We start from the raw sequence: 25,805 nt of genomic DNA, 5'->3' as shown, positions 1-25,805 counted from the left end.
TAACAACACGATATTGAAGGAGTAGTTGAGATGGGTAAGGTCACTGGATTTATGGAGTTTGAGCGTGTTAAGGAAACCTACGAGGCTCCTGTAACGCGCTTACACCACTACAAGGAATTTGTTGCTGCGCTGAGCGATGATGAGGCTAAAGTGCAGAGCGCACGTTGCATGGATTGCGGTATTCCGTTTTGCAATAACGGCTGCCCAGTCAACAACATCATTCCGGACTTTAATGAACTGGTATTTCAGGGTGACTGGAAAAATGCCATTGAAGTACTGCACTCCACCAATAACTTCCCGGAATTTACTGGCCGCATTTGTCCTGCTCCATGCGAGTCTGCTTGCACATTAGGCATCAATCGGGACGCCGTTGGAATCAAATCCATTGAGCACGCCATTATTGATAAGGCTTGGGAAAATGGTTGGGTTAAGCCCATGCCATCCAAAACGAAAACGGGTAAAAAGGTAGCGATTGTCGGATCAGGCCCTGCTGGTATGGCAGCCGCACAACAATTGGCGCGCGTTGGTCACGATGTCACCGTATACGAGAAGAATGATCGGGTTGGCGGCTTGCTGCGCTATGGCATTCCTGACTTCAAAATGGAAAAGTGGCTGATTGATCGCCGCGTTGAGCAAATGCAAGCCGAAGGAGTTACCTTTGCTACCGGCGTTTATGTTGGCAAAGAGGCAATGGGCGCGGAAGTCAAAAACTATTCGAGTAAGACAGTCACGCCAGAGCAGTTGATGAAAGACTTTGACGCCGTCATCATTAGTGGTGGTGCAGAGCAACCCCGTGATTTGCCAGTGCCTGGACGTGAACTCGAGGGCATTCATTACGCTTTGGAATTCTTGATTCCACAAAATAAAGAAGTCGCTGGCGATTTGCAAAATGGCATACGCGCAACCGGTAAGCACGTTGTGGTCATTGGTGGCGGTGATACCGGTTCGGATTGCGTTGGCACATCGAATCGCCACGGCGCAAATCACGTGACCCAATTTGAATTGTTACCTCAGCCCCCCGAGGAAGAAAACAAACCCTTGGTTTGGCCGTATTGGCCAACCAAGTTGCGCACCTCCTCATCGCATGAAGAGGGTTGTGAGCGCGATTGGTCGGTAGGTACAAAACGCTTTGAGGGTAAAAACGGCAAGGTTGAAAAACTGATTGGTGTCCGTTTGGAGTGGCAAGGCGGCAAGATGACAGAAGTGCCAAACTCGGAGTTTGAGATCAAGGCCGATCTCGTATTGTTGGCCATGGGCTTTGTATCTCCTGCGCAGCAAGTGCTGAATGCATTTGGCGTCGATAAAGATGCGCGCGGCAATGCGAAGGCCCACGTGGAAGGTCAAAAAGCCTACCAAACCAATGTAGCGAAGGTATTTGCTGCCGGCGATATGCGTCGGGGCCAGTCTTTGGTGGTTTGGGCGATTCGGGAAGGCCGTCAGTGTGCTCATGCAGTGGATTCGTATTTGATGGGCTCATCGGTATTGCCGCTCTAAAATCGAATAATTGACTACTCATTAAAAGATACGCATTGAATCAATCTGAATCTCCGCAAAGTCACACCAGCAAAGATGATGTTGTTGTTTCGATTCAGGACGTAAACTTTTCGTATGCACCAGGCGAGCGTCAGATTTTGTCTGGCCTCAATATGGAGTTTCGCCGCGGCAAGGTAGTCGCCGTCATGGGCGGCTCGGGTTGTGGCAAAACAACCGTTCTGCGTTTAATTGGTGGCCAAGTCACCACAAGCGAAGGTCAGGTCTTATTCGAAGGCAGTAACGTTGGTCAAATGAGTGGTGCGGAGTTAATGCAGGCGCGCCGGCGTATGGGCATGCTGTTTCAGTTTGGCGCTCTGTTTACCGACCTCAGTGTTTTTGAAAACGTTGCTTTTCCGCTGCGCGAGCACACCAACCTCAGCGAGGATTTGTTGCGTAGTCTTGTGCTCATGAAACTCAATGCTGTGGGCTTGCGTGGTGCGCGTGACTTGATGCCGGGGCAAATCTCGGGCGGCATGGCAAGGCGTGTGGCACTAGCCCGGGCGATTGCACTTGATCCGCCGCTCATCATGTATGACGAGCCGTTTGCCGGTTTGGATCCAATAGCGCTTGGCATTACAGCGCGTTTGATCCGTGATCTAAATACTGCACTTGGTGCTACGAGCATTCTGGTCACTCATGATGTGGAAGAAACATTTGCAATTGCAGATTACGTCTACTTCATTGCCAATGGGCGCATTGGTGCCCAGGGTACGCCCGATGAACTCAATCGTTCAAGCGATCCATTTGTGCGCCAATTCTTGGATGCCTCTCCCGATGGACCAGTGCCATTTCATTATCCGGGCGCAGGCCTCCTGGATGATTTTGCTGTTGAAGTGGGCGCGCGATGATCGTACGTAAAACCATCGATTTGCTTGGCGACCTCGGATTCTTTATCCGCAGCAATATTGTTAGTCTTGGCCATGCAACGCGCATGTTCATTGCAGTGATGGCTCGCTCTGCTCCGCTATTAAAGCGTCCACGCTTGGTTTCCGATCAAATTCTCTTTATTGGTAATCACTCCTTTGTGATTATTGCGGTCTCGGGTTTATTTGTTGGTTTTGTTTTGGGCTTACAGGGCTACTACACCCTCAATCGCTATGGCTCGGAACAAGCATTAGGCTTGTTGGTTGCCTTGTCGCTCACGCGTGAGCTGGGCCCCGTAATTACTGCCCTCCTTTTTGCGGGCAGGGCAGGCACTTCGCTTACTGCAGAAATTGGCCTGATGAAGGCGGGTGAACAATTGAGTGCGATGGAGATGATGGCCGTCGATCCTTTAAGCCGAGTGGTGGCGCCACGCCTGTGGGCCGGCATTATTTCCATGCCGATTTTGGCAACGATCTTTACTGCGGTTGGTGTGATTGGCGGTTACTTTGTCGGCGTGCCATTAATTGGTGTTGACTCGGGGGCGTTTTGGTCACAAATGCAGGGAGGCGTTGACCTCTTCTCCGACATTGGGAATGGCCTAATTAAGAGCATTGTGTTTGGTGTGGTGGTGACGTTTATTGCCCTTTATCAGGGGTTTGAGGCCAAACCAACGCCAGAAGGGGTATCGCAAGCAACCACCCGTACGGTTGTGATTTCATCCTTGGCGGTATTGGCATTGGATTTCTTGCTGACTGCCTTGATGTTCTCGAACTAATGATGAAATGCAGAAGGATTAAACTGAGGTCCATATGAGAAAAAGTGCCATTGATGTCTGGGTCGGAATATTTGTTGCCATTGGCTTATTGGCGGCTCTCTTTTTGGCCCTCAAAGTCGGTAATATGAATGCCGTATCGTTTCAGCCTACCTATACGATCACTGCTCGCTTTGACAATATTGGCGGTTTAAAGCCACGCGCACCAGTGAAAAGTGCCGGTGTCGTTGTTGGTCGCATTGCAGACATTCGCTTTGATGACACAACCTACCAAGCAACCGTCACCATGACACTCGAGCGCAGCTACCAGTTTCCGAAAGATTCGTCCGCAAAGATTTTGACTTCGGGCTTACTGGGCGAGCAATACGTTGGGCTTGAGGCCGGCGGTTCAGATCAAATGTTGGCACAGGGCAATATGATTACGCAAACCCAATCAGCCGTTGTTCTCGAAAACCTCATCAGCCAATTTTTGTATAACAAGGCAGCTGATGGCGGTAAAGATGAAGGCGCTAAGAAGTGATTCTTTGGCTGCGACTCTTTCTCAGGCAAAGCGCCAAGCGTGGTTTAATCGCGATCGTGTGCGTCAGCATGATTGGCTGCGCAAGCATTCCGGCGGGTATCCAGCCTTCGGCGCAAGACCCATGGGAGTCATTTAACCGCTCTGTTTTCAGTTTCAATGAAGGCTTAGACACATACGTTCTCAAGCCGGTAACTACCGGTTATCGCTATGTGGTGCCCTCCTTCGCGCGGGATGGCATTGATAATTTCTTTGGCAACTACAACGATATTTATTCTGCACTGAACCAGTTGTTGCAGGGCAACCCCGGCGTAGCAGCCAAAGGCTTGATGCGGGTTGTAGTTAATACGGTTTTTGGCTTGGGCGGTTTAATTGACATGGCCACTCCGGGAGGGCTGCCTAAACATAAGGCTGACTTTGGACAAACGTTTGGCGTATGGGGCATTCCTTCAGGCCCCTATGTTGTTTTGCCATTCTTCGGGCCGAGCTCGGTACGCGATACCTTTGGAACGGCGGCTGATATTGAGACCGACTATCTGCTTCGACTCTTGCCTGATGTTGCCTTGCGAAACAGCCTGACAGGCTTACGTATCGTCAACGCCCGAAACAACTACTACCAGGCTGGCGATCTTCTGGAGGGTGCGGCCCTTGATAAGTACTCCTTTGTGCGGGATGGGTATATTCAGCGTCGTCAATATCAAATTGAGCAAAGCAAAGCGGGTTATGACGATGAAGAAACACTGCCGCCATTTCAAAATCCCTACGAATAGACTCCAGAATAGCAAATGGCAGCGCTTTTGCTGAGTTTGCTAGGGCGGGCTAAAATTACGCTACCTACTCAAATCGCGCTGTAACACATAAGAGAAGCCCAATTGAATATCAATATCCGCCACGCCATTTCCATCTTTACTGCACTGGCCGCAATCTGGTTTATCAATCCAGCTAGCGCACAAAATGCCCCGATCGATGAATCCACTCCGAATGGATTAATTCGTAGCATTGTGAGTGAGGTGATGGCCTCGATTAAGGCAGATCCAGAAATTCAGAAGGGCAATATTGCGCGGGTTGTTGATTTAGTAGAAAAGAAGATTGTTCCTTATACCGACATGCGGCGTACCACCGAGATGTCGATGGGCCCCAATTGGAGAAAGGCCACGCCTGAACAGCAAGCTCAGCTGATTGCAGAATTCAAAACCCTATTGATTCGTACCTACTCTGGCGCATTAAGCCAGGTGCGCGATCAAACCGTTCAGTACAAAGCTTTGCGTGCAGCGCCTACCGATACCGAAGTGATTGTGCGCACGGTGGTGCTGGGTCGTGGCGACCCGATTCCGCTGGATTACCGTTTAGAAAAAACACCCGCCGGCTGGAGAGTCTATGACATCAACGTTTTGGGAGTTTGGCTAGTCGAGAACTACCGTAATCAATTTACAAACCAAATTAATCAAAATGGCATTGATGGCCTGATCGCGTTTTTAAAAGAACGCAATAAGATGCTGGCCTCGGCTCGTCCTGGTAATTAACAAACGCGCTATGCCGTATACCCTGCCATCTACCTTAACCCAGCAAAATGCTTTAGCAGTCGAGGCGGATGGATTGCGTGATCTGGCCAAGCTGGAGAGAGTGGATTGTGCCGCACTGAGCGATTTTGATTCCAGTGCGCTGGCTGTCTTGATCGCATGGCAAAAAAAATTACGACAGGTTCAGCGTGAATTGATCTTAGTAAGTCCGCCACCGAAATTGTGCGTATTGGCTCAGGTTTACGGCGTTGCTGAGTTGTTGGGCACGCCAGCAGCATGACTTCTGCAATCTCGATTAAAGGCGTATCAAAGCAGTATGGCGTCTTGCAAGCCTTAGATGAGGTTTCGCTGACTATCCATGAAGGTGAGTTTTTTGGCCTACTCGGCCCTAACGGCGCTGGCAAAACAACCCTAATCTCCATTTTGGCTGGGCTGTGTAAGCCAGACCACGGCAGTGCTTCGATTATGGGCGTGGATGTGCAGTCGACCCACCGTGAGGCGCGCCGCAAGCTGGGTGTGGTGCCACAAGAATTGGTTTTTGACCCCTTCTTTACAGTACGCGAAACCTTACGCTTTCAGTCGGGATACTTTGGCATTCGTAATAACGATGCGTGGATCGATGAGATCATGGCTAACCTGGATTTGACGGGTAAAGCCGATAGCAATATGCGTTCTCTATCCGGCGGCATGAAACGCCGCGTCTTAGTTGCGCAAGCGCTGGTACATCGCCCGCCGGTGATTGTGCTGGATGAGCCAACGGCGGGAGTGGATGTCGAGTTGCGCCAATCCCTGTGGCAGTTTATTAGCAGACTGAATCACGATGGGCACACTATCGTATTAACTACTCATTATTTAGAAGAGGCTGAGGCCTTGTGTCAGCGCATTGCGATGCTAAAGCAAGGCAAGGTTGTAGCTCTAGACACCACCGCTAATTTGCTTTCTCGCTTTGGCGGTACAAAAAAACAAAATGGTGAGGCGGCTGATTTGGAAGATGTCTTTGTTCACATCATGTCTGGAAACGCCGCATGAAGCATGCCCCATTTGACTATGGCAGTGGCTTTCCGACGCTACTGCGCAAAGAGGTAAAGCGCTTTTATAAGGTTGCGTTTCAGACGGTGGCCGCGCCGGTGTTGACCGCAGTACTGTACCTCTTGATCTTTGGCCACGTACTGGAAGGTAAGGTGGAAATGTATGGCCACCTCAGCTATACCGCCTTTTTGATTCCAGGTCTCGTGATGATGAGTCTATTGCAAAATGCCTTTGCGAATACCTCATCCTCCTTAATTCAGTCTAAGATCACCGGCAATTTGGTTTTTGTTCTACTGGCCCCGCTGAGCAATCTGGAGTTTTATGCGGCCTATGTGCTGGCTGCGGTCGTGCGGGGTGTAGTAGTTGGCTTGGGCGTTTTCTTAATTACTGCTTGGTTTGTACAACCGAGTTTTGAATACCCGATTTGGATCATCGTTTTTGCTTTTCTGGGCGCAGCCATTTTAGGTAGCATGGGTTTGATAGCTGGCATCTGGGCCGATAAGTTTGATCAACTGGCTGCTTTTCAGAACTTTTTAATCATGCCGGCTACGATGTTATCGGGCGTCTTCTATTCAATTCATACCTTACCACCGGTGTGGCAAACGGTATCGCATTTCAATCCCTTCTTTTATATGATTGACGGATTTCGCTATGGCTTTTTTGGTGTGTCGGATGTTTCCCCGTGGATGAGCTTTGCTATCGTCAGTGGATTTTTCTTAGCAGTCTCGTTGGCCGCATTGCGCATGCTTAAAACCGGGTATAAATTACGGCATTAAGCAGAATTGAATTCAATTGCTTTACTTTATGGAGTAACCGATGTTTCCAACCCCAGAACAAATTCAGTCCTATATTCAGCAAGGCATTGCTTGCAGCCACCTTGCGGTAGAGGGCGATGGCCAGCATTTTTATGCAACGGTAGTGAGCCCTGAGTTTGAGGGCAAGCGCTTGATTCAGCGTCATCAATTGGTGTATGCCGCACTGGGTGATCGCATGAAAGCGGAAGTGCATGCCTTATCGATTAAGGCATTGACACCAGCTGAGTTTGCAGGCAAATCGGGTCAATAAGTCAGTAGCAATTTGCATGAAGCACGAAGCAATAAAAAGAAAATAAAGCGCAATGGATAAGTTAAAAATGATTGGCGGAAAGCCGCTGCAAGGCGAAGTGCTGATAGCGGGGGCTAAGAATGCAGCCCTGCCGATTTTGTGTGCCTGCCTTTTAAGTAAGGAACCAATCGAATTACGCAATGTGCCTGATCTGCAGGATGTGCGCACCATGCTTAAGTTACTTAAAAACATGGGCGTGCAAGTTGATTTCCCTAATCCGGACAATCGCACACACCTCATCTTAAATGCAGCCAACATCACTAGCTTTGAGGCCACGTACGACATCGTGAAGACCATGCGCGCATCGATCTTAGTTTTGGGTCCTTTATTAGCGCGCCTTGGTAAGGCAACGGTTTCTTTGCCGGGGGGATGTGCGATTGGCGCTAGGCCAGTTGATCAGCACATTAAGGGTTTAAAGGCGATGGGTGCCGCCATGAAAATCAAGGGCGGCAATATTGAAGCCAAGGCAGAGCGTTTGCAGGGCGCATCGATTCTGACCGACATGATTACCGTCACGGGTACCGAAAACCTTTTAATGGCAGCAACATTGGCTAAGGGAATAACCACCTTGGAGAACGCCGCGCGCGAACCCGAGGTGAGTGATTTAGCTGAACTACTCGTCAAAATGGGTGCCAAGATTACCGGCATTGGCAGCGATAAGCTCGTCATCGAAGGCGTAGATGCCTTGCACGGCGCAGAGCATAGCGTTATCCCGGACCGAATCGAGGCCGGCACTTTCTTGTGTGCCGTTGCTGCCGCCGGTGGTGATGTTCTGGTCAAGCACTGCCGTCCGGATACCTTGGATGCGGTCTTAGTCAAATTACGTGAAGTGGGCTTGCAAGTAGAGACTGGACCCGATTGGATTCGGGCCAAGATGCAAGGGCGCCCAAAGGCGGTGAACTTTCGCACCTCGGAGTATCCCGCCTTCCCAACCGATATGCAGGCACAGTTGATGAGCGTGAATGCCATTGCACAAGGCAGCTCGACCATTACTGAAACGATCTTTGAAAACCGCTTTATGCACGTGCAAGAGCTCAACCGCTTGGGCGCCGATATTGCGATTGAGGGCAATACCGCGATTGCCCAGGGCGTTGAGGCTTTGTCGGGCGCGACGGTGATGGCAACAGACCTTCGGGCATCCGCCAGCCTCGTGATTGCTGGTCTTGCGGCTCAGGGGGAGACGATTGTTGATCGGATTTACCACTTAGACCGCGGTTATGACCGGATGGAGCAAAAATTAACCCAATTGGGCGCAAACATCGAGCGCGTGAAATAATAGTTCCATGAAATTGACCCTCGCCCTCTCTAAGGGCCGTATCTTCGAAGAGACAACAGCGATTCTGTCCAAGATCGGCATTCGGCCGCTGGAGGACCCTGAAAAGTCACGTAAGCTCATTATTGAGACCTCGAATCCCGATGTTCGCTTGATCATTGTGCGCGCCTCTGATGTGCCAACCTATGTGCAGTTTGGTGGTGCAGATTTTGGGGTCGCCGGTTTGGACGTCTTAATGGAAAAAGGCACAGATGGTCTTTATGTGCCATTTGATCTGGGTATTGCCAAATGCCGTATGTCGGTTGCCGTGCGCGCTGGTTTTGATTACGCCGAAGCCGTTCGTCAAGGATCGCGCCTGAAGGTGGCAACTAAATATGTGAACTGCGCTCGCGAGCACTTTGCCAATAAAGGGGTGCACATCGATACGATTCAGTTGTATGGATCAATGGAGCTCGCCCCCTTGGTCGGCTTGGCAGACGCCATTGTTGACTTAGTGTCGACAGGCAACACCTTAAAAGCCAACGGCTTGGTTGAGGTCGAAGCCATTGCCGATATCAGTGCACGCCTCGTGGTGAATCAAGCATCTTATAAGCGTAAGCGTGCCCAGCTACAACCCTTTTTTGAGCAGCTGAAGTAAGACCCATGCCAGGCTCAGTTAAGATCAGGCGCCTCAATAGCAGCGATGCGAATTTCAAAGCGACGCTGATGGCCAGCTTGTCTCTGCCTAGTGCAGATGACAATGCCATTGATGCCGCAGTGATGGGCATTTTGGCCGATGTCAAAGCGCGCGGTGATACAGCGGTGCTCGACTACACCAAGCGTTTTGATCGACTGAGCATTGCCAATACAGCAAAAAGCGTTGCCGATTTAGAAATCGCGCGCGGTGATCTCGAGCAGGCCTATCTGCAGTTACCGTCCGAGCAAAAAAATGCATTGGATATTGCCGCAAGCCGAGTGCGGGCATATCACGAACAACAGCGCATCGAAGCGGGTTGCCATTCTTGGGAATACACCGAAGCCGATGGAACACGTTTAGGCCAAAAGGTTACGCCACTAGATCGTGTTGGTATTTATGTGCCTGGTGGTAAGGCGGCTTACCCTTCATCGGTTTTAATGAATGCCATTCCAGCGAAGGTCGCTGGCGTGCAAGAAGTCATTATGGTGGTGCCAACACCGGATGGCGCGCGTAACCCTTTAGTGCTGGCTGCCGCTTGGTTGGCTGGGGTTGATCGGGTGTTTACGATTGGCGGTGCCCAAGCCGTTGCTGCCTTGGCCTACGGTACAGATACCGTGCCTTCGGTGGATAAGATTGTCGGTCCCGGCAATGCCTATGTTGCTGCCGCGAAGCGCCGCGTATTTGGTACGGTTGGCATCGACATGATTGCAGGCCCCTCAGAAATATTGGTGCTGTGCGATGGCACAACCAATCCCGATTGGGTTGCCATGGATTTGTTCTCGCAGGCCGAGCACGATGAATTGGCGCAGTCGATTTTGCTGACGCCCGATTCACAATTTATTGAAGCGGTACAAGCCAGCATCGATCGCCTCTTGCCCGAGATGCCACGCCAGGAAGTAATTCGGACATCGCTCACTAACCGGGCATTACTGGTTCAGGTAAAAGACATGGCAGAGTCATGTGCGATCGCCAATGCAATTGCTGCAGAACATTTAGAGATTTGCGCGCAGGAGCCGAGAAAGTGGGCTGAGCTCATTCGCCATGCAGGCGCAATCTTCATGGGTAATTACACCAGTGAATCACTCGGTGATTATTGCGCTGGACCCAATCACGTTTTACCGACAGCACGCACAGCGCGTTTCTCATCGCCACTGGGCGTCTATGACTTCATTAAGCGCTCCAGCATGATTGAAGTCAGCGAAGCCGGCGCACAAACCTTAGGTAAAGTTGCCAGCACGCTAGCGCATGGTGAGGGCTTGCAAGCCCATGCTAGGGCTGCTGAAATGCGCTTGAAGAAGTAACATCCTTTTTAATTCCATGCTGTAAATGTTGGGATGTATTTTTTTTGAAAACTATACCACTTAGTGGTATAGTTATGTATGGGCAAAAAACGAATCTTTAAAACAAAAATATTCGCTAAATGGCTCAAAAGTTCTGAGCTCACAGATCAGGACCTAGTTGGTGCAGTTATGGAAATTTCAAAGGGGCTATACGATGCGGATTTGGGTTGTAATGTATTTAAGAAACGCATAGCCATTGGTAATCGTGGCAAAAGCCATGGGGTTAGAACGATCATAGCCACAAAGCTAAGCACTCATTGGTTCTTTATATATGGTTTTGAAAAGAATGAGCGGGCAAACATTAATAATGTCGAGCTAGCTTATTTGCAGAAAAATGCGAAATCACTATTAGAGTCAACATCTTCAAAAATTGAAAAACTGTTAAACGACAAAATATTGATAGAGGTGAAATATGGCAGCCACTAAGACAAAAAGCCGCATCATTGATGAAATGACGGAAACCTTTGCTGACCTAAAAAAAGCAGGTGTAGTCAGCAAAAAGCAAATAGCTGAATTCGAGGCATTAAAAAGCCTAGAGGTAAAAGCCATAGAGCCTAAATCAATCAAGCAATTGCGAATGAGGGAGCGACTCAGCCAAGCTGTTTTTGCTCTTGTGCTCAATACCAGCACATCAACAGTACAAAAATGGGAGACTGGTGAAAAGAAACCAAGCGGCCCATCGCTAAAGCTGTTGTCTATTCTAAAAAATAAAGGGCTTGAGGCCTTTATTTAACGAATTCCTCTAAGGCCCTAATCAATTCCTGATTCTGCTCATCTGTGCCAATGGTGATGCGCAAGAAGGCATCAATCCGAGGTGACTTAAAGTGACGTACGATGATGCCGCGTTCACGCAGTTGTTGATAAAGCGTGGCGCCAGCATGCTTAGGGTGGCGTGTAAAAACAAAATTGGCAGTGGATGGAAGCGTTTCAAAGCCCAGGCGGTCTAGCGCGCTTGTTAGTACTTCTCGTGTTTTGCTTACCTTGGCAGACATTGCCTCCAGGTGGGCTTGATCTTCAATCGCGGCAATCGCACCTGCTTGAGCAAGGCGACCCAAGGGGTAGGAGTTAAAACTATTTTTGACTCGCTCCAAACCTTCAATCAAAGCAGGGTGACCTACAGCGAAGCCAACTCGCAGTCCTGCTAGGGCACGGGACTTCGATAAGGTGTGGCTAACCAATAAATTCTCAGGGCAGTTTGGGCCACGCAGTAGGGGTATGCAGGATTCGGTACCGTAGTCGACATAGGCCTCATCCACCACGATCACGGAGCCGGAGTTTTTCTTGAGCAGTCGCTCAATCTCGGAGCGGGGGATGGACCTGCCAGTGGGGGCATTGGGATTGGGAAAAATAATACCGCCATTGAGTTTGGCGTAATCATCCAGATTGATTGCAAAATCAGCACTCAAAGGAACGGTTTCATATTCGATACCAAACAGTTTGCAATAGACCGGATAGAAGCTATACGTAATGTCCGGAAACAAAATGGCCGATTTTTGTTTGAGTAGACCCTGAAAAACGTGGGCCAAGACTTCGTCTGAACCGTTGCCCAGAAACACCTGTTTGGGGTCTAGGCCATGGAGGGTGGCGATTGCTTGCTTTAGTCGGGTACCCTCGGGATCCGGATAAAGGCGTAAGTCGCTGGTATTTTCAGCGGCAATTGCGGCAAGCGCTTTGGGCGATGGGCCGTAAGGGCTTTCGTTGGTGTTGAGCTTCACCAGCCGCTCCATCTGCGGCTGCTCCCCTGGAACATAGGGCGTTAGTGTTTGTACAACGGGGCTCCAAAAGCGACTCATCGAAATTCTTCTCGGTAACGTTAAACAATGCCGCAGGGCAAAAAACCAAAGGCTAAGTGAATGATTTAAATACAACAAATCCAACGGCAATGATATTATGAGGCTTCAATCAACACTTCGCCTACAGGCGCTTAGATGTATGCGGCAAGCTGACGTTACCCGAAACACTTCGGAAACCCAAATTCAGATAGTCATCAATTTAGATGGCACAGGCAAAGCCGAGCTCGCCTCGGGCGTGCCCTTCTTAGACCACATGCTCGATCAGATCGCCCGTCACGGCATGATTGACCTCAAGGTCATCGCCAAAGGCGATACCCACATTGATGACCACCACACCGTGGAAGACGTAGGAATTACCTTGGGGCAAGCGATTGCCAAAGCAGTGGGCGATAAGGCTGGCATTACGCGCTATGGCTATTCGTATGTTCCCCTCGATGAAACTCTCTCCCGGGTCGTGATTGATTTTTCTGGCCGCCCTGGTTTGGAGTTCCATGTGCCATTTACCCGTGCGCGGGTAGGTGATTTTGACGTGGATTTAAGCATTGAGTTCTTCCGTGGTTTTGTAAACCATGCTGGTGTGACCCTGCACATCGATAATTTGCGGGGCGTCAATGCGCATCATCAAATCGAGACGGTGTTTAAGGCCTTCGGTCGTGCCTTGCGCATGGCGCTGACCCCAGACCCGCGCGCAGCTGGTCAGGTTCCTTCCACGAAAGGTAGCCTCTAATCAAAGTTGGAAGTGCATGGTTTGCTCTGCATTGCGTGCACTACAGTCCTTACATTAGTCGCTAAGCCACAGGTCTCCCGTTGACCCAAACCATCGCCATCGTTGATTACGGAATGGGTAATTTACGTTCCGTTTACCAGGCCTTCCATCGCGTTGCGCCCGATGCCAATATTCTGATTGCGACTAAGCCAGAACAGATTCAAAAAGCCGATCGGGTGGTTTTGCCTGGTCAAGGCGCAATGCCGGACTGCATGAAACAGTTGGGTGAATCAGGCTTACTAGACGCCTTACTGCACGCTGCAAACAATAAGCCGCTACTCGGCGTTTGCGTGGGCGAGCAAATGCTGCTGGATCGTAGTAGCGAGGTTCGGGCAGAGCAAGGCAGTAGCGGCGATGCATGGACACCCTGCTTGGGATTGATACCGGGTGAGGTACGGCGTTTTGAGCTCACCGGCCAATTGCAGAGCGACGGATCAGAATACAAAGTGCCGCACATGGGCTGGAATCAAGTTCGGCAAGACAAAGATCACCCATTATGGGCAGGCATTCCGGATCTCACCCCCTTTTATTTTGTGCATAGCTTTTATGCGGTGCCCGCAAACGCAAATCACACTATAGGTAGTACGGAGTACGGTGCATGGTTTACATCTGCGATCGCACGCGATAGTATTTTTGCTACGCAGTTTCATCCAGAAAAGAGTGCAGAATACGGATTACGGCTTTATCAAAACTTTACTACCTGGCAACCTTAATTTTTTCTATTCATCATGCTGCTGATTCCTGCAATTGACATTAAAGACGGCCACTGCGTTCGCTTGGAGCAGGGGGATATGGACCGCGCTACGGTTTTTTCAGAAGACCCTGCTGCAATGGCAAAACATTGGGTCAGCAAAGGCGCACGCCGTTTGCATTTGGTGGACCTTAATGGTGCCTTTGCCGGCAAACCTAAAAATGAGTCCGCTATCAAAGCCATTCTTAAAGCAGTAGGCGATGACATTCCAGTGCAACTTGGTGGAGGCATTCGGGATTTAGAAACAATTGAGCGTTTGCTCGACGATGGCATTAGTACCATCATCATTGGAACTGCGGCAGTGAAGAGCCCTGGCTTTGTGCAAGACGCTTGTACTGCATTTAGCGGACACATTATGGTGGGTATTGATGCCCGTGATGGCAAGGTCGCTACCGACGGCTGGAGCAAGCTGACCGGCCATGAAGTAATTGATCTTGCTAAAAAGTTTGAGGACTATGGCGTCGAAGCAATCGTCTACACCGACATTGGCCGTGATGGCATGCTCAAGGGTGTGAACATGGAGGCGACGATTAAGCTGGCACAAGCCGTGCGCATTCCGATCATTGCGAGTGGTGGCCTATCCAACAACAAAGACATTGAAGCGCTCTGTGCAGCAGAAGAAGAGGGCGTGATGGGTGTGATTGCCGGTCGCTCAATTTATTCTGGCGATTTGGATCTGACTACCGCGCAGAAGTATGCGGATGAGCAGACGGCTAAGTACGCCGCGCTAATTGCAAAAAAGCTCAGTAGCTAAACTGTGCTAACGAAACGAATTATTCCTTGCCTGGATGTGACTGCAGGGCGCGTAGTGAAGGGCATCAATTTTGTAGGTTTGCGCGATGCCGGTGATCCCGTCGAAATTGCCCGCCGTTACGACGAGCAGGGCGCTGACGAGTTAACCTTTTTAGACATTACCGCCACATCCGATGGTCGTGATTTATTACTGCCCATCATTGAAGCTGTTGCTGCGCAAGTATTTATTCCGCTGACCGTTGGCGGTGGTGTGCGCGCCGTTGGCGATGTCCGCCGTTTACTTAATGCGGGCGCCGACAAAGTGAGTATGAATTCTTCTGCGGTCGCTAATCCTGATTTAGTGTCGGACGCTGCTGCGCACTACGGCTCGCAGTGCATTGTGGTGGCGATTGATGCCAAGCGGGTTGCTGATAATCGCTGGGAAGTATTTACCCACGGCGGTAGAACCGCAACTGGCCTGGATGTGGTGGAGTGGGCCAGTGAAGTCAGTCGCCGAGGCGCCGGAGAAATTTTGCTCACCAGCATGAATCAAGATGGCACCCAAGATGGTTTTGATCTTGCGCTTACGGCAGCTGTCAGCAAAGCCGTGCCGGTTCCAGTGATTGCCAGCGGCGGCGTTGGTAACTTGCAGCACTTGGTCGATGGCATTACAAAAGGCCGGGCCGACGCCGTATTGGCGGCCAGCATCTTTCATTACGGCACCTATACAGTTAGGCAGGCCAAGGAATTTATGGCGGCCCAGGGAATAGCGGTTCGGCTTTAGGCAAAGACGACGCTAGTTCGCCCAATGCGTTTATCTCGATTGGCTTTGCGAATCACAATCTGAATATCTCGGCCCAGTTTGTTAAGGCATTCCAACATCTTTGCCTCACTCACCCCATGAAATTGACCGCGCAATAGTTTGGATAGTTTAGGCTGGGGCATACCCAAGACCAAAGCCGCTTCCATTTGGGTTAGACGACGTTGGCTAATAATTTCAGAAATCTTGAGAGCCAAGTTGGCCTTTACCAACATCTCCTGATCATTGGCAAATCCGATATCAGCAAAGATGTTTCCAGAACTTTTTTCAATACTATTCATTCCTTACTCCTTAGCATGATCTTGGGCCATTTTTAGTCTATCGCGTATTAGATCAATATCTTGTTTCGGTGTTTCTATGCCCCGCTTTGACTTCTTTTGAAAACAATGTAAGACGTAAATATTTTCTGCAATCTTTACGGTGTAAACAGCACGAAATGTATCCCCAAGGCAATCCTCTACAACTTCCAGTACACCAGCCCCAGAAAATCCTTTTAACGGCTTGGCATTCTGATGTTTCTTGCCCTGTTGTGCCAAATACAGTGCAAACCCAAACGCAGACTTCACCTCATCAGGCATCGCCATTAAATCTTTTTTAGACGACCCTACCCATAGTACGTGTTTATATGACTTATCCATTTCGAATTATACCCATTTAGATATAATTTATCAATGGGCGCCCAGCTCATTTTTTTTACAGTCATGCCTCGAGTTGGGGTGCGGTAGACAACTCTGTCAGAATGAAACCCTATGAATACCCCCGCCCCATCATTTAAGCGTAATCCCAATCTCACTCCAGGCGCATGGCTGGATGCAGTGAGTTGGAACGAGCAAGGCTTAGTGCCGGTGATTGCTCAAGAGTTTGGCTCTGGTGATGTGCTCATGATGGCGTGGATGAACCGCGATGCTTTACTTAAAACCATGCAAATCGGTGAGGCAGTGTACTGGTCACGCTCACGCCAAAAGTTATGGCACAAGGGCGAAGAATCTGGCCACACCCAAACGGTCAAGGATATTCGCTTGGATTGCGATGGCGATACGATCTTGTTGATGGTGGATCAAAAAGACGGCATTGCATGCCATACGGGTGAGCACAGCTGTTTTTTCTTAGACTGGGATGCCAATACGAGTGCTTGGAAAAAGCCAGTGGAATAGAATGCATTTATGAGTAATGACAATAATTCCCCTAACTTAGATGCGGTGCTGGCCCACTTGGCGGATGTGGTGGATGGTCGCCGGGCGGATTTGGCAGCAGGCAAGGTTGATCCCAAATCCTCTTATATTGCCCAGCTCTTCTCTAAGGGGGATGACTCCATCCTCAAAAAGATTGGGGAAGAGGCTACCGAAACCGTGATGGCTGCAAAAGATAGCCGCAATGCCAATTTAGCTTCGGAGCAACAAGCCCTTCTGGTTGGAGAGATGGCTGATTTGTGGTTTCATTGCCTGGTTGCTTTATCCCAGTTTGGCCTGCGGCCCGAGGATGTCTTGGCAGAGCTCACTCGGCGTGAGGGGGTTTCTGGCATTGCCGAGAAAGCCGCCAGAACACGCTAAAACCATTGCTTTTGCAGTACTAAAGCCCTATTTCGATCGAGTACACCATGGAAAATCACGAAAACTGCATTTTTTGCAAAATTGTTGCCGGAACCATTCCCTGCCAAAAAGTCTATGAAGATGAGGAGGTTTTTGGTTTTAAGGATATTAATCCGGCAGCCCCCATTCATTTTTTATTGATACCAAAGCGCCACATCACCACCCTAGAGGCAGATGCGCCCCTAGACGCCCAATTGCTGGGTAGAATGATGGCATTAGCACCACGCTTGGCGGTCGAGCAAGGTTGCCGTCCCGGACGGGAAGGCGGCTTCCGTTTATCGCTGAATAATGGTGCAGATGGGGGTCAAGAGGTTTATCACACGCATTTGCATGTGATGGGCGGACCGCGCCCCTGGAATAAATAAGACAAGGAGAGCAGAAAATGGGTTCATTCAGTATTTGGCATTGGCTGGTTGTTCTGGTTATCGTGATGCTGGTATTTGGTACCAAAAAGCTGCGCAATATGGGTAGTGATTTGGGTGGCGCCGTCAAAGGCTTCAAAGATGGCATGAAATCCGGCGAAGACAAAGCAGAGCAAATTCCGCAGACAGCAACGCAGCAAACCGCGTCTGCTGACAAAACCGTGGATGTTCAGGCTAAAGACCTCAATAAGTAATCCAGACATGATTGCAATCCCCGCAGTGCTGTTACATGATTGATCTTGGAGTTTCAAAACTCGCATTGATTGCAGTCGTCGCATTGGTAGTGGTCGGGCCAGAGCGTTTGCCTAAGATCGCCCGCATGGCTGGAAATTTGTTTAGCCGTGCGCAGCGCTATATGTCGGAAGTGCGCAGCGAGGTGAATCGCCAAATGGAGATCGATGAATTCAAGAAGCTCCGCGAAGAAAGCACCTCAATGTTCAAAGAGGTCGAAAGCAGTATTAATTCAACGGTGCAAGAGGCTCAGCTCAATTTAAGTGATCAAGCCGACTCCAGCACTTACGTATCTAACTTTGGCAGCAATATGAGCCTTGATGAGGCTGCTGTCTATCGCGAGAGTTTGCGTCAGGGCCGTGATAGTTGGCGTGTAAAACGCGGTAATCGCCCAACTTGGTTCAAGCATTCCTCAGGCACACGTACGCGTGTGCAGTCGGGCGCAGCGCGCATGAAGCGCTATCGCCACACCTCTTCTGTGAAGTAATGTATGACGCAGCCAAACGACAGCAATAAACTTAATCACGATGCAGCAGACTACGATGCAAAAGCGGATGCAACGGTAGGCGAGGGCTTGCAAGAGAGTTTTTTATCGCACCTATTTGAGTTGCGTGATCGTGTTATCAAAGCGGGCCTTGCCATCATTATTGTGTTTGCCAGCTTGGCCTACTGGGCGCCTGATATTTTTCATATTTTTGCGCAGCCCCTCTTAAGCTCTTTGCCTGAAGGCGGCAAGATGATCGTGACCGACATTACGGGCTCTTTCTTTGTGCCAATGAAGGTCACCATGCTGGTGGCATTCTTAATTGCCTTGCCATGGGTGCTCTATCAGATGTGGGCATTTATTGCGCCGGGCCTTTATCAGCACGAACGTAAATTAGTCATTCCACTGGTAGTGAGTAGCTATAGCCTCTTTTTGTTCGGGATGGCGTTTGCATATTTCATTGTCTTTCCAACGGTATTTAATTTCATGGCGCAGTACAACGCTCCCTTGGGCGCGGAGATGACAACCGATATTGATAAGTACCTGAGTTTTGCCATGACGACTTTCTTAGCCTTTGGTATTACCTTTGAGGTGCCAGTAGTAGTTGTAGTGTTGGTACGTATGGGCATTGTTACCTTAGCCAAACTCAAGGAAGCTAGGCCGTATGTAATTGTGGGTGCATTCGTTATCGCAGCGATTGTGACGCCGCCCGATGTGCTCTCGCAATTGTTGTTGGCTATTCCGATGACTTTGCTCTACGAGCTGGGTTTACTCATTGCCCGTTTCTATGAGCCCAAAAAATCAGCCGAAGACATTGCGGATGATTTAAGGGATGCAGAGCTCGACAAGGCCAGGGCTGAGGCAGAGCAACAGCCTTAGACTTGGGGTATTCGCGCTTGCTTTGTATTGCAAGTAGCCCTCCTATGTGATTAAATCAAAGCTTCACATTGGAGATAATTCCATGAAGCCATCCCTACTATTACAAGCAAATCGCGCCGCCATTCGTTCTGTCGTTGAACGTCATCGCGCATGTAATGCTCGTGTTTTTGGTTCGGCGCTCCACGGCGATGATCAAGAGGGAAGCGACCTTGATATTCTGATCGATCCAACACCGGAAACAACGATGTTTGATATTGGTGCAATTCGGCATGAATTACTTCAATTACTTGGCATTCAGGTTGATGTATTAACACCCAATGCGTTGCCCGATTCATTTCGCGCACAGGTTATAGCTGAAGCACGTCCCGTATGATTCGTGATCCGCAGCGTTTGCGTGATTATTTGGCGTACATACTGGAAGCCATCGAGCGGATTGAGCAGTACGTCTACGATATGGACGAAATAGTATTTTTAAATAATAAATTAGTATAAGACGCAGTAATTCGTAATTTAGAAATTATTGGTGAAGCATCCAATAGCCTTGAAAAGCGATATCCGTCTTTTGTGGCCGATCATCCTGAGCTACCGCTTTCTTCGGCTTATCAAATGCGTAATGCAGTTGCACACGGATATTTCAAGATTGATTTTGAAATTATTTGGAAGACAATCCATGGTGAGCTTCCTGCATTGCATAAACAAATTCGAGGTATTTTGGCTGCAATTGAAAAAGGTGCCTCGTAAGGGGATGTACGAAAAAGATCAAGCAATCAAAATCTAAAACCTAAACTATTGAAAATTAGAGTTCAATCACTTACGTTGATTTTGACCCTTCAATTTCTGCCTTGAGGGCACATTCGCTTATTTAGCAAATGTACTAAGCAACCACTGGCTTACCTTATCAAAACGGTAGCGTCGTTGCCGCAAGTTACCCTCTCGTTCTCTACTATTAAACAAGTCGTCTTCGTACTCATCTGTATTGCGCACGATGGGATCCCGTGACTTGGACACTGCGCCCAGTTCACTGCCATTGTTTCCGGCGAATACTTTTCCAGCAGCGAGCAGAGCGCGGCGCTGCCCAATGGTTTCAATCTGAATTAGCCTGGGCAAAATTTTAGGTAACTCCCAGCGAATATCCACCACCACACAGTGCTCATGTTGCAGCTGAGCGATGTCCGCCAATAACAATTCAGCTTTACTAAAATGAAACTGATTGGCAATCACCAGGCGATGGCAAAGCAAGAGCCACTCGTATTCAATTTTGTATTCAGCGTGACGATTAATCGCTTGCTCCGCCAGCAGCGCTAAATCATGCCAATCATTGGCGGCGGGCTTAGGGCAACTTTCCAGAATCTTTGTCAGTAAGTCCTTTGCTTCATGTACGCCTTGTTGCTGTGCTTGCCATACCCAATAAGAGGCCTGTAATCCTTTTACTTTTTCGTCTAACTTCTCGCGCTTGCGCCATAGATTGGCGCCTTTCCGAAACTGTGCTTGTGCATGCCCCAGATCGGCAGCGCGATCAAAGCAGCGATCACTCTCACTTGCGTTGTATCCCGAGAACTGCGGACGGCGATAAATTTCACCGAGCGCAAACCAGGCATCACGATCACCATCCTTGGCTGCCAACTCTAACCAGTAGACGGCTTTCTTGAGAGAGGCGTTCGAGCGACCCTTATCGACATTGCTACTGCCAGAGGAAGAAGCAGAATTAGAAACAGCATCAGAAACAGAATCACAAGCACCATCCAATTGCGCCAACTGCAAACCAAGCGTCAGGCGTGCAATCGTTAAGCCAATCTCTGCAGCTTCGAGTAAGTAATCTTGTTTGCCGCTTGCCAGCCATTGTGACCAAAGGCCAGAGAGGGTCTCGTCTTTGGGCTGCAGTCGCAGTAATAATTCTTTCGCTGCTTGGGTAAAGGTATTTTCAGTTTCAGCAAGCGACTGTAAGTAGGATTTGCAGACCAACTGAAGTGCGGGCATATCAGCAGCTGGGAGTGAATCGATCTCACCAGCGTCGCTAGAGGCAAGCCAATCGCGCAAACGAGTCTGTTCATCCGCATGCTCTGGCGATAATAAAAATTGAATGAGCTGCCATCGGGCATTCAGCGCAGCTTGCGAAAGCGGTGACGATGCCGCTTTGGAAGACGGTGAAACATCCGCTAGTTTCCAAAACAGCTTCCAGCCAAATGGAAAAGCAGGGGAGCCCACGGTATTGACCAGGGGAATGGCGCTCAGCAGACTAAAAATAGGAAGAAGGGGCTCACTAAAACCCAAATCAGAGGCATCACCTGAGCTTGTATCTATAACTATCTGATTTGTAATGGTTAAATAGGATTTCTCTAACCAAACCAAGGAGTTAGCTGGTTGTGGCGGCGTTTTAAATGCGCCCGTTAAATAAGCAGAGGCTAAACTTTGTTGCGCAGAAACATCACCAAAACGGGCTGACTGCAGAATTTTTAGGAATTGACGGCTTGCCATCTGACAATTTTGGCATTAACAGGCTAAAAAGAGCAAAAAACCAAGCCCTTGTTGCCGTGATACAACAAAGAAAGCCAAAAAACATCCTTTTCACAAGCAAAAGTACCTGCATGTGCCTCTACACCTAGTCTAGCGGGTCAAAAGAGAGAAAATTCATAGGTCCCAATTTATTTGGGCATTACTTTTAATTTATGGAGATTTAAAGAATGAAAAAATCGCTATTTGCAATCGCAGCGGTAACAGCATTTGCTGGTGCAGCTCAAGCACAGTCCTCAGTGACTGTATACGGTATTTTGGATGTTGGTTTTGCTAGCGGTTACGCCAAAAATGGCGCGACAAAAACAACCAATAATTTGTTTGATCAGTCACGCTCCACATCCAGCCGTTTAGGCTTCCGTGGTACGGAAGATTTGGGCGGCGGCTTGTCTGCATTCTTCACCATTGAAACTGGCCTTACACCCCAAGGATCAAATTTTTCTGGCGTTAACAACCGCCAATCTTTTGTTGGATTAAGAAGTAAGGGTATGGGTGCGGTTTCCATCGGTAACCAGTACACCGTTGAGCATAACGCCATTGTTGCAACCGATCCAGGTGCATCAAATAACGTGACTGGTAGCATTATTCGTCCGGCTGGTCCTGTAACAGATAGCGGACAGGGAACTCTGTCTAACGCATATGTTGTTCAATCTACAAACATGATCATCGCAAACAGCGATACATTTGCAGGCTTCCGTGGAAACGCGATGTATGTGTCCAACGGTACTGATACAACTCAGAGTGCTAGCGGTACAACAAATGCAACAAATGGTGGTAATACAAACTATAGCGGCTGGGGTCTATCAGCAGATTACACATGGAAAAAGCTCTACGTGACAGCTGCATATCAATCCTTTAAGAACGTTAACGATAACGGCGTTCAAACATTGACGGCAGCTCAGATCGCAGCTGGTGCTAGTGCCGGCGTTACCGGTGCCACCCTTCCTAACACTACCGATAACGGTACCTATGTCGGCGCTACATATGACTTCGGCGTTCTCAAAGCGTTTGCCGGTTGGATTGATCGTAAGGTAACTTCAAATGTTGCTTCAAATAACTACTTAAAGCGTACTGGTCAACAGATTGGTGTTCGTAGCTTCATTACACCAAAAATTGAAGGTTGGGCATCTGGCGGTAATGGCCGTTACGATGCGTTTGGTCCAACTTCACCAACCGCAAACTTTGTTGCTTGGCAGTTGGGTTCAAATTACTATCTCAGCAAGCGTACCAATTTATATGGTATTTACGGTGTAACACAAACTTCATCAACGAGCGCAACTTCTGCTTCAGCCGCTTCTCAGTTTGCTGTTGGCGTACGTCACACTTTCTAATTTAATGCTAGCGCAAGCTAGTTGACAATTAGTCTGGTATCAAATCAACCCACTGCGGCAACGCAGTGGGTTTTCTTATTTATGCAACACGAATCTTGACTGCACAAGATATCCTCTGGTTCGTATACTTTGCAGCATTTCAATATTCATTTCTGCTGTTAAGTTGGAAGAATCAAAACGTTCAATCATTTCGACAGAGGTTTTGTCATTACGAGCCAACGTTAGTAAATCAATGCCATTACCGTAGAGCAGCCTTAAGGTGATCGCGGTATGGCGCAGGCTATATAGGGTTCGAAGTTAACCATATTACCCACCTCTCAGATTGGTCTTTTCCAGTATTTTTCTGAAGTGGGTTGTGATGAGTTGGATTGCCACTTTCCGCTCTTTTGCTTCTGGGGTAAACAAATAATCATTGGGCTTTCCATAGCCCCTAGATTCTTGATACTGCTTAAGCGACTTATACACGCATTGGCTGCGCGCATGGTAACCACCTGCCCGTTATGTTATTTGGTTTCCGGAAGGTTCAATCGAAGGTAGGTGCTTGGACCGGTTATTTCCTCAATGTGTTAATGTTGAATGAGCTTAATGTCGACCGGCCTGATGAAGGAGTTCACCATGAAGCGGATCAACCGGCGCATCTACAACGGAACGCTATCTCGCTTTTTGTAAGCTCCAGCAGAGGTGCTGCGGTGAGCAAGTACTATTTTTTCATCTTTAGCATTAACTGGGTCTGTCAATTGCTTGCTGGCCTTCACCAGCGCCCAATACTTCTGCAAGCTAAAACTTCCCCTGGTGATGGTTTGGTTTTCAGTTTTGGAAAAGTGGCGAATTTGTAGGTCGCTCCTTCGTCTAGAGCAAACTGCAGTATTCGCTTAAGTAAATCCAAGTACTTCTTAATGGTGATGGATTTAATGGCCTGATTCTGTAAATACAGAATAAAGTAAAGAATGAAGAAATTGCTACGGAATGCCTACCAAGCTTGAACCAGCAAACACTAATAAGTGTGAACAATCAACGAAAGTGGGTGCTCAAGCTAGTGACTAAATGAAATAATTTCTTAATTTGATTATTGAATGGAATGGTGATCCCGGTGGTCGCAAAAAACCTCCAGCCCACACTAAAATCCCAAGATTATTTTGTTCGGCTAGGTCAGCGCCTTAGCTCTTCGCCTTCGATTTGGGCCGTTTCCCCACTTGTACCTTTAGGGTGATTTCTTTGCCTTTACGGATCAGATTGACTTTGGCTTCATCGCCCGGGCTTGTCTGCGCAATGCGGTTTAAGAGAGTGACCACATCATTTACTGTTTGACTATTGACTTGGGTAAGCACATCACCTGGTTTGATGCCCGCCTTATCTGCAGGGCCACCCTCTAGCACTCCAGAGATGAGTACTCCAGTCGTGTCTTTGGGGAGATTCAGTGATTCAGCGAGTTCCTTACTGAGGTTTTGGGGTTCTACGCCAATCCACCCCCGCGTTACCGAGCCATTGGTCAGAATCGATTCCATCACCTGTTTGGCTGTGTTGATGGGGATAGCAAAACCAATGCCCATATTGCCGCCACTGCGGGAGTAGATGGCGGTATTAATTCCAATCAGATTGCCTTTGGTGTCGACTAAGGCGCCGCCGGAGTTGCCTGGATTAATCGCCGCATCGGTCTGAATGAAGTTCTCAAAGGTATTGATGCCGAGTTGATTACGGCCAAGCGCAGAAACAATACCCGAGGTGACGGTTTGCCCAACACCAAAGGGGTTGCCAATAGCTAGCACCACATCGCCCACGTGGACCGATTCCATTTTCCCCAGGGTAATGGGGTTTGGCAGGTCGGTCGCATCAATCTTGAGGACGGCAATATCCGTTTCCGGATCACTGCCAATGAGTTTGGCGTTGCGCTTGCGACCATCCGCAAAAGCTACTTCAATCTCATCCGCTCCCTCAATCACGTGATGATTGGTCAAAATAATTCCCTGGGGACTGACGATGACTCCAGATCCAAGACTAGAGCTAGGCTCGTCGTTTGGGGCTTGATCACCAAAAAAGAAGCGAAACCAGGGTTCATTCTGATGAGGAGCCGCTTTTTTGCCTGGCTTTGGCTTATTGGCCTTGCTCGTAAAAATATTGACGACAGCTGGACTCGATATCTTGGCTGCCTCGGCCAAAGAGCCTGGGTTCTGGCTGATGCTGTCAGGGGCTTCCCGCAGAGTCACTTGACCCACCAGGGAGCTCACTTGCGGGCTGGAGACCCACTCCGGTTTGAGGGTGGTAAGCACGAACCACGCTGCCAGCAGAATGGTGATGGCTTGGCAAAAGAGGAGCCAAAGGCGGTTCATTAATCTATCTAAGTAATTGATTTATATGATTAATTTATATAATTCTATTGGGATCAGTTGCCTTTTTTATTCTGCAGGCTGTCACGGATTTCACGCAAGAGAAGGATATCTTCAGGTGTCACCGCTGGGGGAGGGGGCTCGGTAGAGCGGATGCGATTGACCACTTTGACCATTTGAAAGATCACAAAGGCCAGCAAAATGAAGTTAATCGAGATCGTAATGAAGTTGCCGTAAGCAAAAAGGGGGATGCCGGCCTTCTTGAGGGCATCAAAGGTACGGGGCACGCCATCGGGTACGTTGCCTAAGACAATAAAGAGATTGGTGAAGTCGAGTTTTCCGCCAAATAGGGAGGAAATCACGGGCATCACAATGTCATTTACGAGGGAGTCGACAATCTTGCCAAAAGCCCCGCCAATAATGACGCCGACGGCCAAGTCAACCACATTGCCTTTGACTGCAAATTCCCTAAATTCTTGTAAAACTGCCATAAATCCAATCCTTTCAGATCGCGTGTTGGTGAAAGTCGCTCTATTCAAGGCGT

Annotated in this window: 35 protein-coding genes; 29 read left to right on the top strand and 6 right to left on the bottom strand. The window is 48.9% G+C overall.

Translation table 11 applies throughout. The features are described from left to right. Positions 1-30 precede the first annotated feature (30 nt). The 15 genes from Q8M75_RS09840 (at position 31) to Q8M75_RS09770 (ending at position 11,361) form a co-directional block, all read left to right on the top strand. On the top strand, positions 31-1,494 hold the full coding sequence (locus Q8M75_RS09840; protein WP_305488985.1) for a glutamate synthase subunit beta: 1,464 nt from the start codon (positions 31-33) through the stop codon (positions 1,492-1,494). Positions 1,495-1,529: 35 nt separating this feature from the next. Then, a complete protein-coding gene (locus Q8M75_RS09835) occupies positions 1,530-2,381 on the top strand; it encodes an ABC transporter ATP-binding protein (protein WP_305488982.1) in 852 nt (283 codons plus the stop codon). Further along, positions 2,378-3,172, top strand: coding sequence for a lipid asymmetry maintenance ABC transporter permease subunit MlaE (mlaE, locus tag Q8M75_RS09830; protein ID WP_305488979.1), 795 nt, complete (start codon positions 2,378-2,380; stop codon positions 3,170-3,172). The genes Q8M75_RS09835 and mlaE overlap by 4 nt, the downstream gene beginning before the upstream one ends. A gap of 34 nt (positions 3,173-3,206) precedes the next feature. Further along, complete coding sequence (gene mlaD / locus Q8M75_RS09825; RefSeq protein WP_305488977.1) at positions 3,207-3,689, top strand: outer membrane lipid asymmetry maintenance protein MlaD; 483 nt, start codon at positions 3,207-3,209, stop codon at positions 3,687-3,689. Beyond that, positions 3,686-4,456 carry a VacJ family lipoprotein gene (locus Q8M75_RS09820; RefSeq protein WP_305488974.1) on the top strand — a complete coding sequence of 257 codons (771 nt, stop codon included), beginning with the start codon at positions 3,686-3,688 and terminating at the stop codon, positions 4,454-4,456. Before mlaD ends, Q8M75_RS09820 begins: the two co-directional genes overlap by 4 nt. Positions 4,457-4,564: 108 nt before the next feature. Next, entirely contained in the window at positions 4,565-5,209 is a 645-nt protein-coding gene (locus Q8M75_RS09815; protein ID WP_371131786.1) for a phospholipid-binding protein MlaC, read from the top strand. A gap of 10 nt (positions 5,210-5,219) precedes the next feature. Then, entirely contained in the window at positions 5,220-5,486 is a 267-nt protein-coding gene (locus Q8M75_RS09810) for a lipid asymmetry maintenance protein MlaB (RefSeq protein WP_305488972.1), read from the top strand. Next, positions 5,483-6,235, top strand: coding sequence for an ABC transporter ATP-binding protein (locus Q8M75_RS09805; RefSeq protein ID WP_305488970.1), 753 nt, complete (start codon positions 5,483-5,485; stop codon positions 6,233-6,235). The genes Q8M75_RS09810 and Q8M75_RS09805 overlap by 4 nt, the downstream gene beginning before the upstream one ends. Then, entirely contained in the window at positions 6,232-7,011 is a 780-nt protein-coding gene (locus Q8M75_RS09800) for an ABC transporter permease (protein ID WP_305488968.1), read from the top strand. The genes Q8M75_RS09805 and Q8M75_RS09800 overlap by 4 nt, the downstream gene beginning before the upstream one ends. A 40-nt stretch (positions 7,012-7,051) precedes the next feature. After that, entirely contained in the window at positions 7,052-7,300 is a 249-nt protein-coding gene (locus Q8M75_RS09795; RefSeq protein WP_305488965.1) for a BolA family protein, read from the top strand. Positions 7,301-7,352: 52 nt separating this feature from the next. Continuing rightward, on the top strand, positions 7,353-8,615 hold the full coding sequence (murA, locus tag Q8M75_RS09790) for a UDP-N-acetylglucosamine 1-carboxyvinyltransferase (protein WP_305488963.1): 1,263 nt from the start codon (positions 7,353-7,355) through the stop codon (positions 8,613-8,615). A 7-nt stretch (positions 8,616-8,622) separates the two neighbouring features. After that, the gene (gene hisG, locus Q8M75_RS09785; protein ID WP_305488960.1) at positions 8,623-9,249 is read left to right on the top strand and encodes an ATP phosphoribosyltransferase; all 627 of its coding nucleotides are present in this window, start codon (positions 8,623-8,625) and stop codon (positions 9,247-9,249) included. Positions 9,250-9,254: 5 nt separating this feature from the next. Beyond that, positions 9,255-10,589, top strand: coding sequence for a histidinol dehydrogenase (gene hisD, locus Q8M75_RS09780; RefSeq protein WP_305488958.1), 1,335 nt, complete (start codon positions 9,255-9,257; stop codon positions 10,587-10,589). Positions 10,590-10,667: 78 nt separating this feature from the next. Further along, on the top strand, positions 10,668-11,054 hold the full coding sequence (locus Q8M75_RS09775) for a type II toxin-antitoxin system RelE/ParE family toxin (RefSeq protein ID WP_305488955.1): 387 nt from the start codon (positions 10,668-10,670) through the stop codon (positions 11,052-11,054). Then, entirely contained in the window at positions 11,041-11,361 is a 321-nt protein-coding gene (locus tag Q8M75_RS09770; protein ID WP_305488953.1) for a DNA-binding transcriptional regulator, read from the top strand. The genes Q8M75_RS09775 and Q8M75_RS09770 overlap by 14 nt, the downstream gene beginning before the upstream one ends. On the opposite strand, the gene hisC is transcribed toward Q8M75_RS09770, so the two are convergent. Next, the gene (hisC, locus tag Q8M75_RS09765) at positions 11,354-12,421 is read right to left on the bottom strand and encodes a histidinol-phosphate transaminase (protein ID WP_305488951.1); all 1,068 of its coding nucleotides are present in this window, start codon (positions 12,419-12,421) and stop codon (positions 11,354-11,356) included. The two genes, Q8M75_RS09770 and hisC, sit on opposite strands and share 8 nt — an antisense overlap. A 139-nt stretch (positions 12,422-12,560) precedes the next feature. On the opposite strand from hisC, the gene hisB reads away from it, so the two are divergent. From hisB to hisF, 4 genes are all read left to right on the top strand, one after another. Further along, complete coding sequence (gene hisB / locus Q8M75_RS09760; protein WP_305488949.1) at positions 12,561-13,148, top strand: imidazoleglycerol-phosphate dehydratase HisB; 588 nt, start codon at positions 12,561-12,563, stop codon at positions 13,146-13,148. A gap of 80 nt (positions 13,149-13,228) precedes the next feature. After that, positions 13,229-13,900 (top strand): imidazole glycerol phosphate synthase subunit HisH, encoded by a 672-nt coding sequence (gene hisH / locus Q8M75_RS09755; protein WP_305488947.1) that lies wholly within the window; start codon positions 13,229-13,231, stop codon positions 13,898-13,900. Between the two features lie 15 nt (positions 13,901-13,915). Further along, positions 13,916-14,692 carry a 1-(5-phosphoribosyl)-5-[(5-phosphoribosylamino)methylideneamino]imidazole-4-carboxamide isomerase gene (gene hisA, locus Q8M75_RS09750; protein WP_305488946.1) on the top strand — a complete coding sequence of 259 codons (777 nt, stop codon included), beginning with the start codon at positions 13,916-13,918 and terminating at the stop codon, positions 14,690-14,692. Positions 14,693-14,695: 3 nt separating this feature from the next. Beyond that, the gene (hisF, locus tag Q8M75_RS09745; protein WP_305488943.1) at positions 14,696-15,454 is read left to right on the top strand and encodes an imidazole glycerol phosphate synthase subunit HisF; all 759 of its coding nucleotides are present in this window, start codon (positions 14,696-14,698) and stop codon (positions 15,452-15,454) included. Here the strand turns inward: hisF and Q8M75_RS09740 are convergent. Both Q8M75_RS09740 and Q8M75_RS09735 read right to left on the bottom strand, forming a co-directional pair. Beyond that, positions 15,451-15,771: a helix-turn-helix domain-containing protein gene (locus tag Q8M75_RS09740; protein WP_305488941.1), complete on the bottom strand. Its 321-nt coding sequence runs from the start codon at positions 15,769-15,771 to the stop codon at positions 15,451-15,453. The two genes, hisF and Q8M75_RS09740, sit on opposite strands and share 4 nt — an antisense overlap. Before the next feature lie 3 nt (positions 15,772-15,774). After that, positions 15,775-16,128: a type II toxin-antitoxin system RelE/ParE family toxin gene (locus Q8M75_RS09735; protein ID WP_305488939.1), complete on the bottom strand. Its 354-nt coding sequence runs from the start codon at positions 16,126-16,128 to the stop codon at positions 15,775-15,777. Between the two features lie 111 nt (positions 16,129-16,239). Here Q8M75_RS09735 and hisI point away from each other — a divergent pair, with 111 nt between their 5' ends. The 9 genes from hisI (at position 16,240) to Q8M75_RS10125 (ending at position 19,836) form a co-directional block, all read left to right on the top strand. Then, on the top strand, positions 16,240-16,644 hold the full coding sequence (gene hisI, locus Q8M75_RS09730) for a phosphoribosyl-AMP cyclohydrolase (protein ID WP_305488937.1): 405 nt from the start codon (positions 16,240-16,242) through the stop codon (positions 16,642-16,644). A 9-nt stretch (positions 16,645-16,653) separates the two neighbouring features. Beyond that, positions 16,654-17,040, top strand: coding sequence for a phosphoribosyl-ATP diphosphatase (locus Q8M75_RS09725; RefSeq protein WP_305488936.1), 387 nt, complete (start codon positions 16,654-16,656; stop codon positions 17,038-17,040). A 47-nt stretch (positions 17,041-17,087) separates the two neighbouring features. After that, a complete protein-coding gene (locus tag Q8M75_RS09720) occupies positions 17,088-17,444 on the top strand; it encodes a histidine triad nucleotide-binding protein (protein ID WP_305488934.1) in 357 nt (118 codons plus the stop codon). A gap of 17 nt (positions 17,445-17,461) precedes the next feature. After that, positions 17,462-17,695 carry a Sec-independent protein translocase subunit TatA gene (tatA, locus tag Q8M75_RS09715; RefSeq protein ID WP_305488933.1) on the top strand — a complete coding sequence of 78 codons (234 nt, stop codon included), beginning with the start codon at positions 17,462-17,464 and terminating at the stop codon, positions 17,693-17,695. 35 nt (positions 17,696-17,730) lie between these two features. Next, positions 17,731-18,219 (top strand): Sec-independent protein translocase protein TatB, encoded by a 489-nt coding sequence (gene tatB / locus Q8M75_RS09710; RefSeq protein WP_305488931.1) that lies wholly within the window; start codon positions 17,731-17,733, stop codon positions 18,217-18,219. A 3-nt stretch (positions 18,220-18,222) separates the two neighbouring features. Beyond that, positions 18,223-19,095, top strand: coding sequence for a twin-arginine translocase subunit TatC (gene tatC, locus Q8M75_RS09705; protein ID WP_305488929.1), 873 nt, complete (start codon positions 18,223-18,225; stop codon positions 19,093-19,095). 82 nt (positions 19,096-19,177) lie between these two features. Next, entirely contained in the window at positions 19,178-19,468 is a 291-nt protein-coding gene (locus Q8M75_RS09700; RefSeq protein WP_305488928.1) for a nucleotidyltransferase family protein, read from the top strand. Next, positions 19,465-19,587 carry a hypothetical protein gene (locus Q8M75_RS10130; RefSeq protein ID WP_371131783.1) on the top strand — a complete coding sequence of 41 codons (123 nt, stop codon included), beginning with the start codon at positions 19,465-19,467 and terminating at the stop codon, positions 19,585-19,587. The genes Q8M75_RS09700 and Q8M75_RS10130 overlap by 4 nt, the downstream gene beginning before the upstream one ends. A gap of 9 nt (positions 19,588-19,596) precedes the next feature. Continuing rightward, a complete protein-coding gene (locus tag Q8M75_RS10125) occupies positions 19,597-19,836 on the top strand; it encodes a DUF86 domain-containing protein (protein ID WP_371131785.1) in 240 nt (79 codons plus the stop codon). Between the two features lie 117 nt (positions 19,837-19,953). Here Q8M75_RS10125 and Q8M75_RS09690 read toward each other — a convergent pair whose 3' ends face one another. After that, on the bottom strand, positions 19,954-21,570 hold the full coding sequence (locus tag Q8M75_RS09690; RefSeq protein WP_305488925.1) for a sel1 repeat family protein: 1,617 nt from the start codon (positions 21,568-21,570) through the stop codon (positions 19,954-19,956). Between the two features lie 206 nt (positions 21,571-21,776). On the opposite strand from Q8M75_RS09690, the gene Q8M75_RS09685 reads away from it, so the two are divergent. Next, positions 21,777-22,937 (top strand): porin, encoded by a 1,161-nt coding sequence (locus Q8M75_RS09685; RefSeq protein WP_305488923.1) that lies wholly within the window; start codon positions 21,777-21,779, stop codon positions 22,935-22,937. 1,157 nt (positions 22,938-24,094) lie between these two features. On the opposite strand, the gene Q8M75_RS09680 is transcribed toward Q8M75_RS09685, so the two are convergent. Continuing rightward, positions 24,095-25,264: a S1C family serine protease gene (locus Q8M75_RS09680; protein ID WP_305488922.1), complete on the bottom strand. Its 1,170-nt coding sequence runs from the start codon at positions 25,262-25,264 to the stop codon at positions 24,095-24,097. A 53-nt stretch (positions 25,265-25,317) separates the two neighbouring features. Next, a complete protein-coding gene (mscL, locus tag Q8M75_RS09675) occupies positions 25,318-25,752 on the bottom strand; it encodes a large conductance mechanosensitive channel protein MscL (RefSeq protein WP_305488920.1) in 435 nt (144 codons plus the stop codon). Between the last annotated feature and the right edge of the window lie 53 nt (positions 25,753-25,805).

Origin of the sequence: Polynucleobacter sp., from assembly GCF_030693775.1 — a bacterium.
In the GTDB taxonomy this organism is placed as follows: Bacteria; Pseudomonadota; Gammaproteobacteria; order Burkholderiales; family Burkholderiaceae; genus Polynucleobacter.
Note: the sequence above shows the minus strand (reverse complement) of the source record. Positions and strands in the feature narration are given on the sequence as shown.

Coding starts and splice junctions, on each gene's coding strand:
- murA (WP_305488963.1), top strand. CDS start 7,353: ATGGATAAGTTAAAAATGATTGGCGGAAAGCCGCTGCAAGGCGAAGTG.
- Q8M75_RS09840 (WP_305488985.1), top strand. CDS start 31: ATGGGTAAGGTCACTGGATTTATGGAGTTTGAGCGTGTTAAGGAAACC.
- Q8M75_RS09740 (WP_305488941.1), bottom strand. CDS start 15,771: ATGAATAGTATTGAAAAAAGTTCTGGAAACATCTTTGCTGATATCGGA.
- Q8M75_RS09690 (WP_305488925.1), bottom strand. CDS start 21,570: ATGGCAAGCCGTCAATTCCTAAAAATTCTGCAGTCAGCCCGTTTTGGT.
- tatC (WP_305488929.1), top strand. CDS start 18,223: ATGACGCAGCCAAACGACAGCAATAAACTTAATCACGATGCAGCAGAC.
- mlaE (WP_305488979.1), top strand. CDS start 2,378: ATGATCGTACGTAAAACCATCGATTTGCTTGGCGACCTCGGATTCTTT.
- mlaD (WP_305488977.1), top strand. CDS start 3,207: ATGAGAAAAAGTGCCATTGATGTCTGGGTCGGAATATTTGTTGCCATT.
- Q8M75_RS09805 (WP_305488970.1), top strand. CDS start 5,483: ATGACTTCTGCAATCTCGATTAAAGGCGTATCAAAGCAGTATGGCGTC.
- Q8M75_RS09800 (WP_305488968.1), top strand. CDS start 6,232: ATGAAGCATGCCCCATTTGACTATGGCAGTGGCTTTCCGACGCTACTG.
- Q8M75_RS09700 (WP_305488928.1), top strand. CDS start 19,178: ATGAAGCCATCCCTACTATTACAAGCAAATCGCGCCGCCATTCGTTCT.
- Q8M75_RS09685 (WP_305488923.1), top strand. CDS start 21,777: ATGAAAAAATCGCTATTTGCAATCGCAGCGGTAACAGCATTTGCTGGT.
- hisB (WP_305488949.1), top strand. CDS start 12,561: ATGCGGCAAGCTGACGTTACCCGAAACACTTCGGAAACCCAAATTCAG.
- hisI (WP_305488937.1), top strand. CDS start 16,240: ATGAATACCCCCGCCCCATCATTTAAGCGTAATCCCAATCTCACTCCA.
- hisA (WP_305488946.1), top strand. CDS start 13,916: ATGCTGCTGATTCCTGCAATTGACATTAAAGACGGCCACTGCGTTCGC.
- hisD (WP_305488958.1), top strand. CDS start 9,255: ATGCCAGGCTCAGTTAAGATCAGGCGCCTCAATAGCAGCGATGCGAAT.
- hisC (WP_305488951.1), bottom strand. CDS start 12,421: ATGAGTCGCTTTTGGAGCCCCGTTGTACAAACACTAACGCCCTATGTT.
- mscL (WP_305488920.1), bottom strand. CDS start 25,752: ATGGCAGTTTTACAAGAATTTAGGGAATTTGCAGTCAAAGGCAATGTG.
- Q8M75_RS09720 (WP_305488934.1), top strand. CDS start 17,088: ATGGAAAATCACGAAAACTGCATTTTTTGCAAAATTGTTGCCGGAACC.
- Q8M75_RS09770 (WP_305488953.1), top strand. CDS start 11,041: ATGGCAGCCACTAAGACAAAAAGCCGCATCATTGATGAAATGACGGAA.
- hisG (WP_305488960.1), top strand. CDS start 8,623: ATGAAATTGACCCTCGCCCTCTCTAAGGGCCGTATCTTCGAAGAGACA.
- tatA (WP_305488933.1), top strand. CDS start 17,462: ATGGGTTCATTCAGTATTTGGCATTGGCTGGTTGTTCTGGTTATCGTG.
- Q8M75_RS09725 (WP_305488936.1), top strand. CDS start 16,654: ATGAGTAATGACAATAATTCCCCTAACTTAGATGCGGTGCTGGCCCAC.
- Q8M75_RS09795 (WP_305488965.1), top strand. CDS start 7,052: ATGTTTCCAACCCCAGAACAAATTCAGTCCTATATTCAGCAAGGCATT.
- Q8M75_RS10130 (WP_371131783.1), top strand. CDS start 19,465: ATGATTCGTGATCCGCAGCGTTTGCGTGATTATTTGGCGTACATACTG.
- tatB (WP_305488931.1), top strand. CDS start 17,731: ATGATTGATCTTGGAGTTTCAAAACTCGCATTGATTGCAGTCGTCGCA.
- Q8M75_RS09680 (WP_305488922.1), bottom strand. CDS start 25,264: ATGAACCGCCTTTGGCTCCTCTTTTGCCAAGCCATCACCATTCTGCTG.
- Q8M75_RS09775 (WP_305488955.1), top strand. CDS start 10,668: ATGGGCAAAAAACGAATCTTTAAAACAAAAATATTCGCTAAATGGCTC.
- Q8M75_RS09810 (WP_305488972.1), top strand. CDS start 5,220: ATGCCGTATACCCTGCCATCTACCTTAACCCAGCAAAATGCTTTAGCA.
- Q8M75_RS09735 (WP_305488939.1), bottom strand. CDS start 16,128: ATGGATAAGTCATATAAACACGTACTATGGGTAGGGTCGTCTAAAAAA.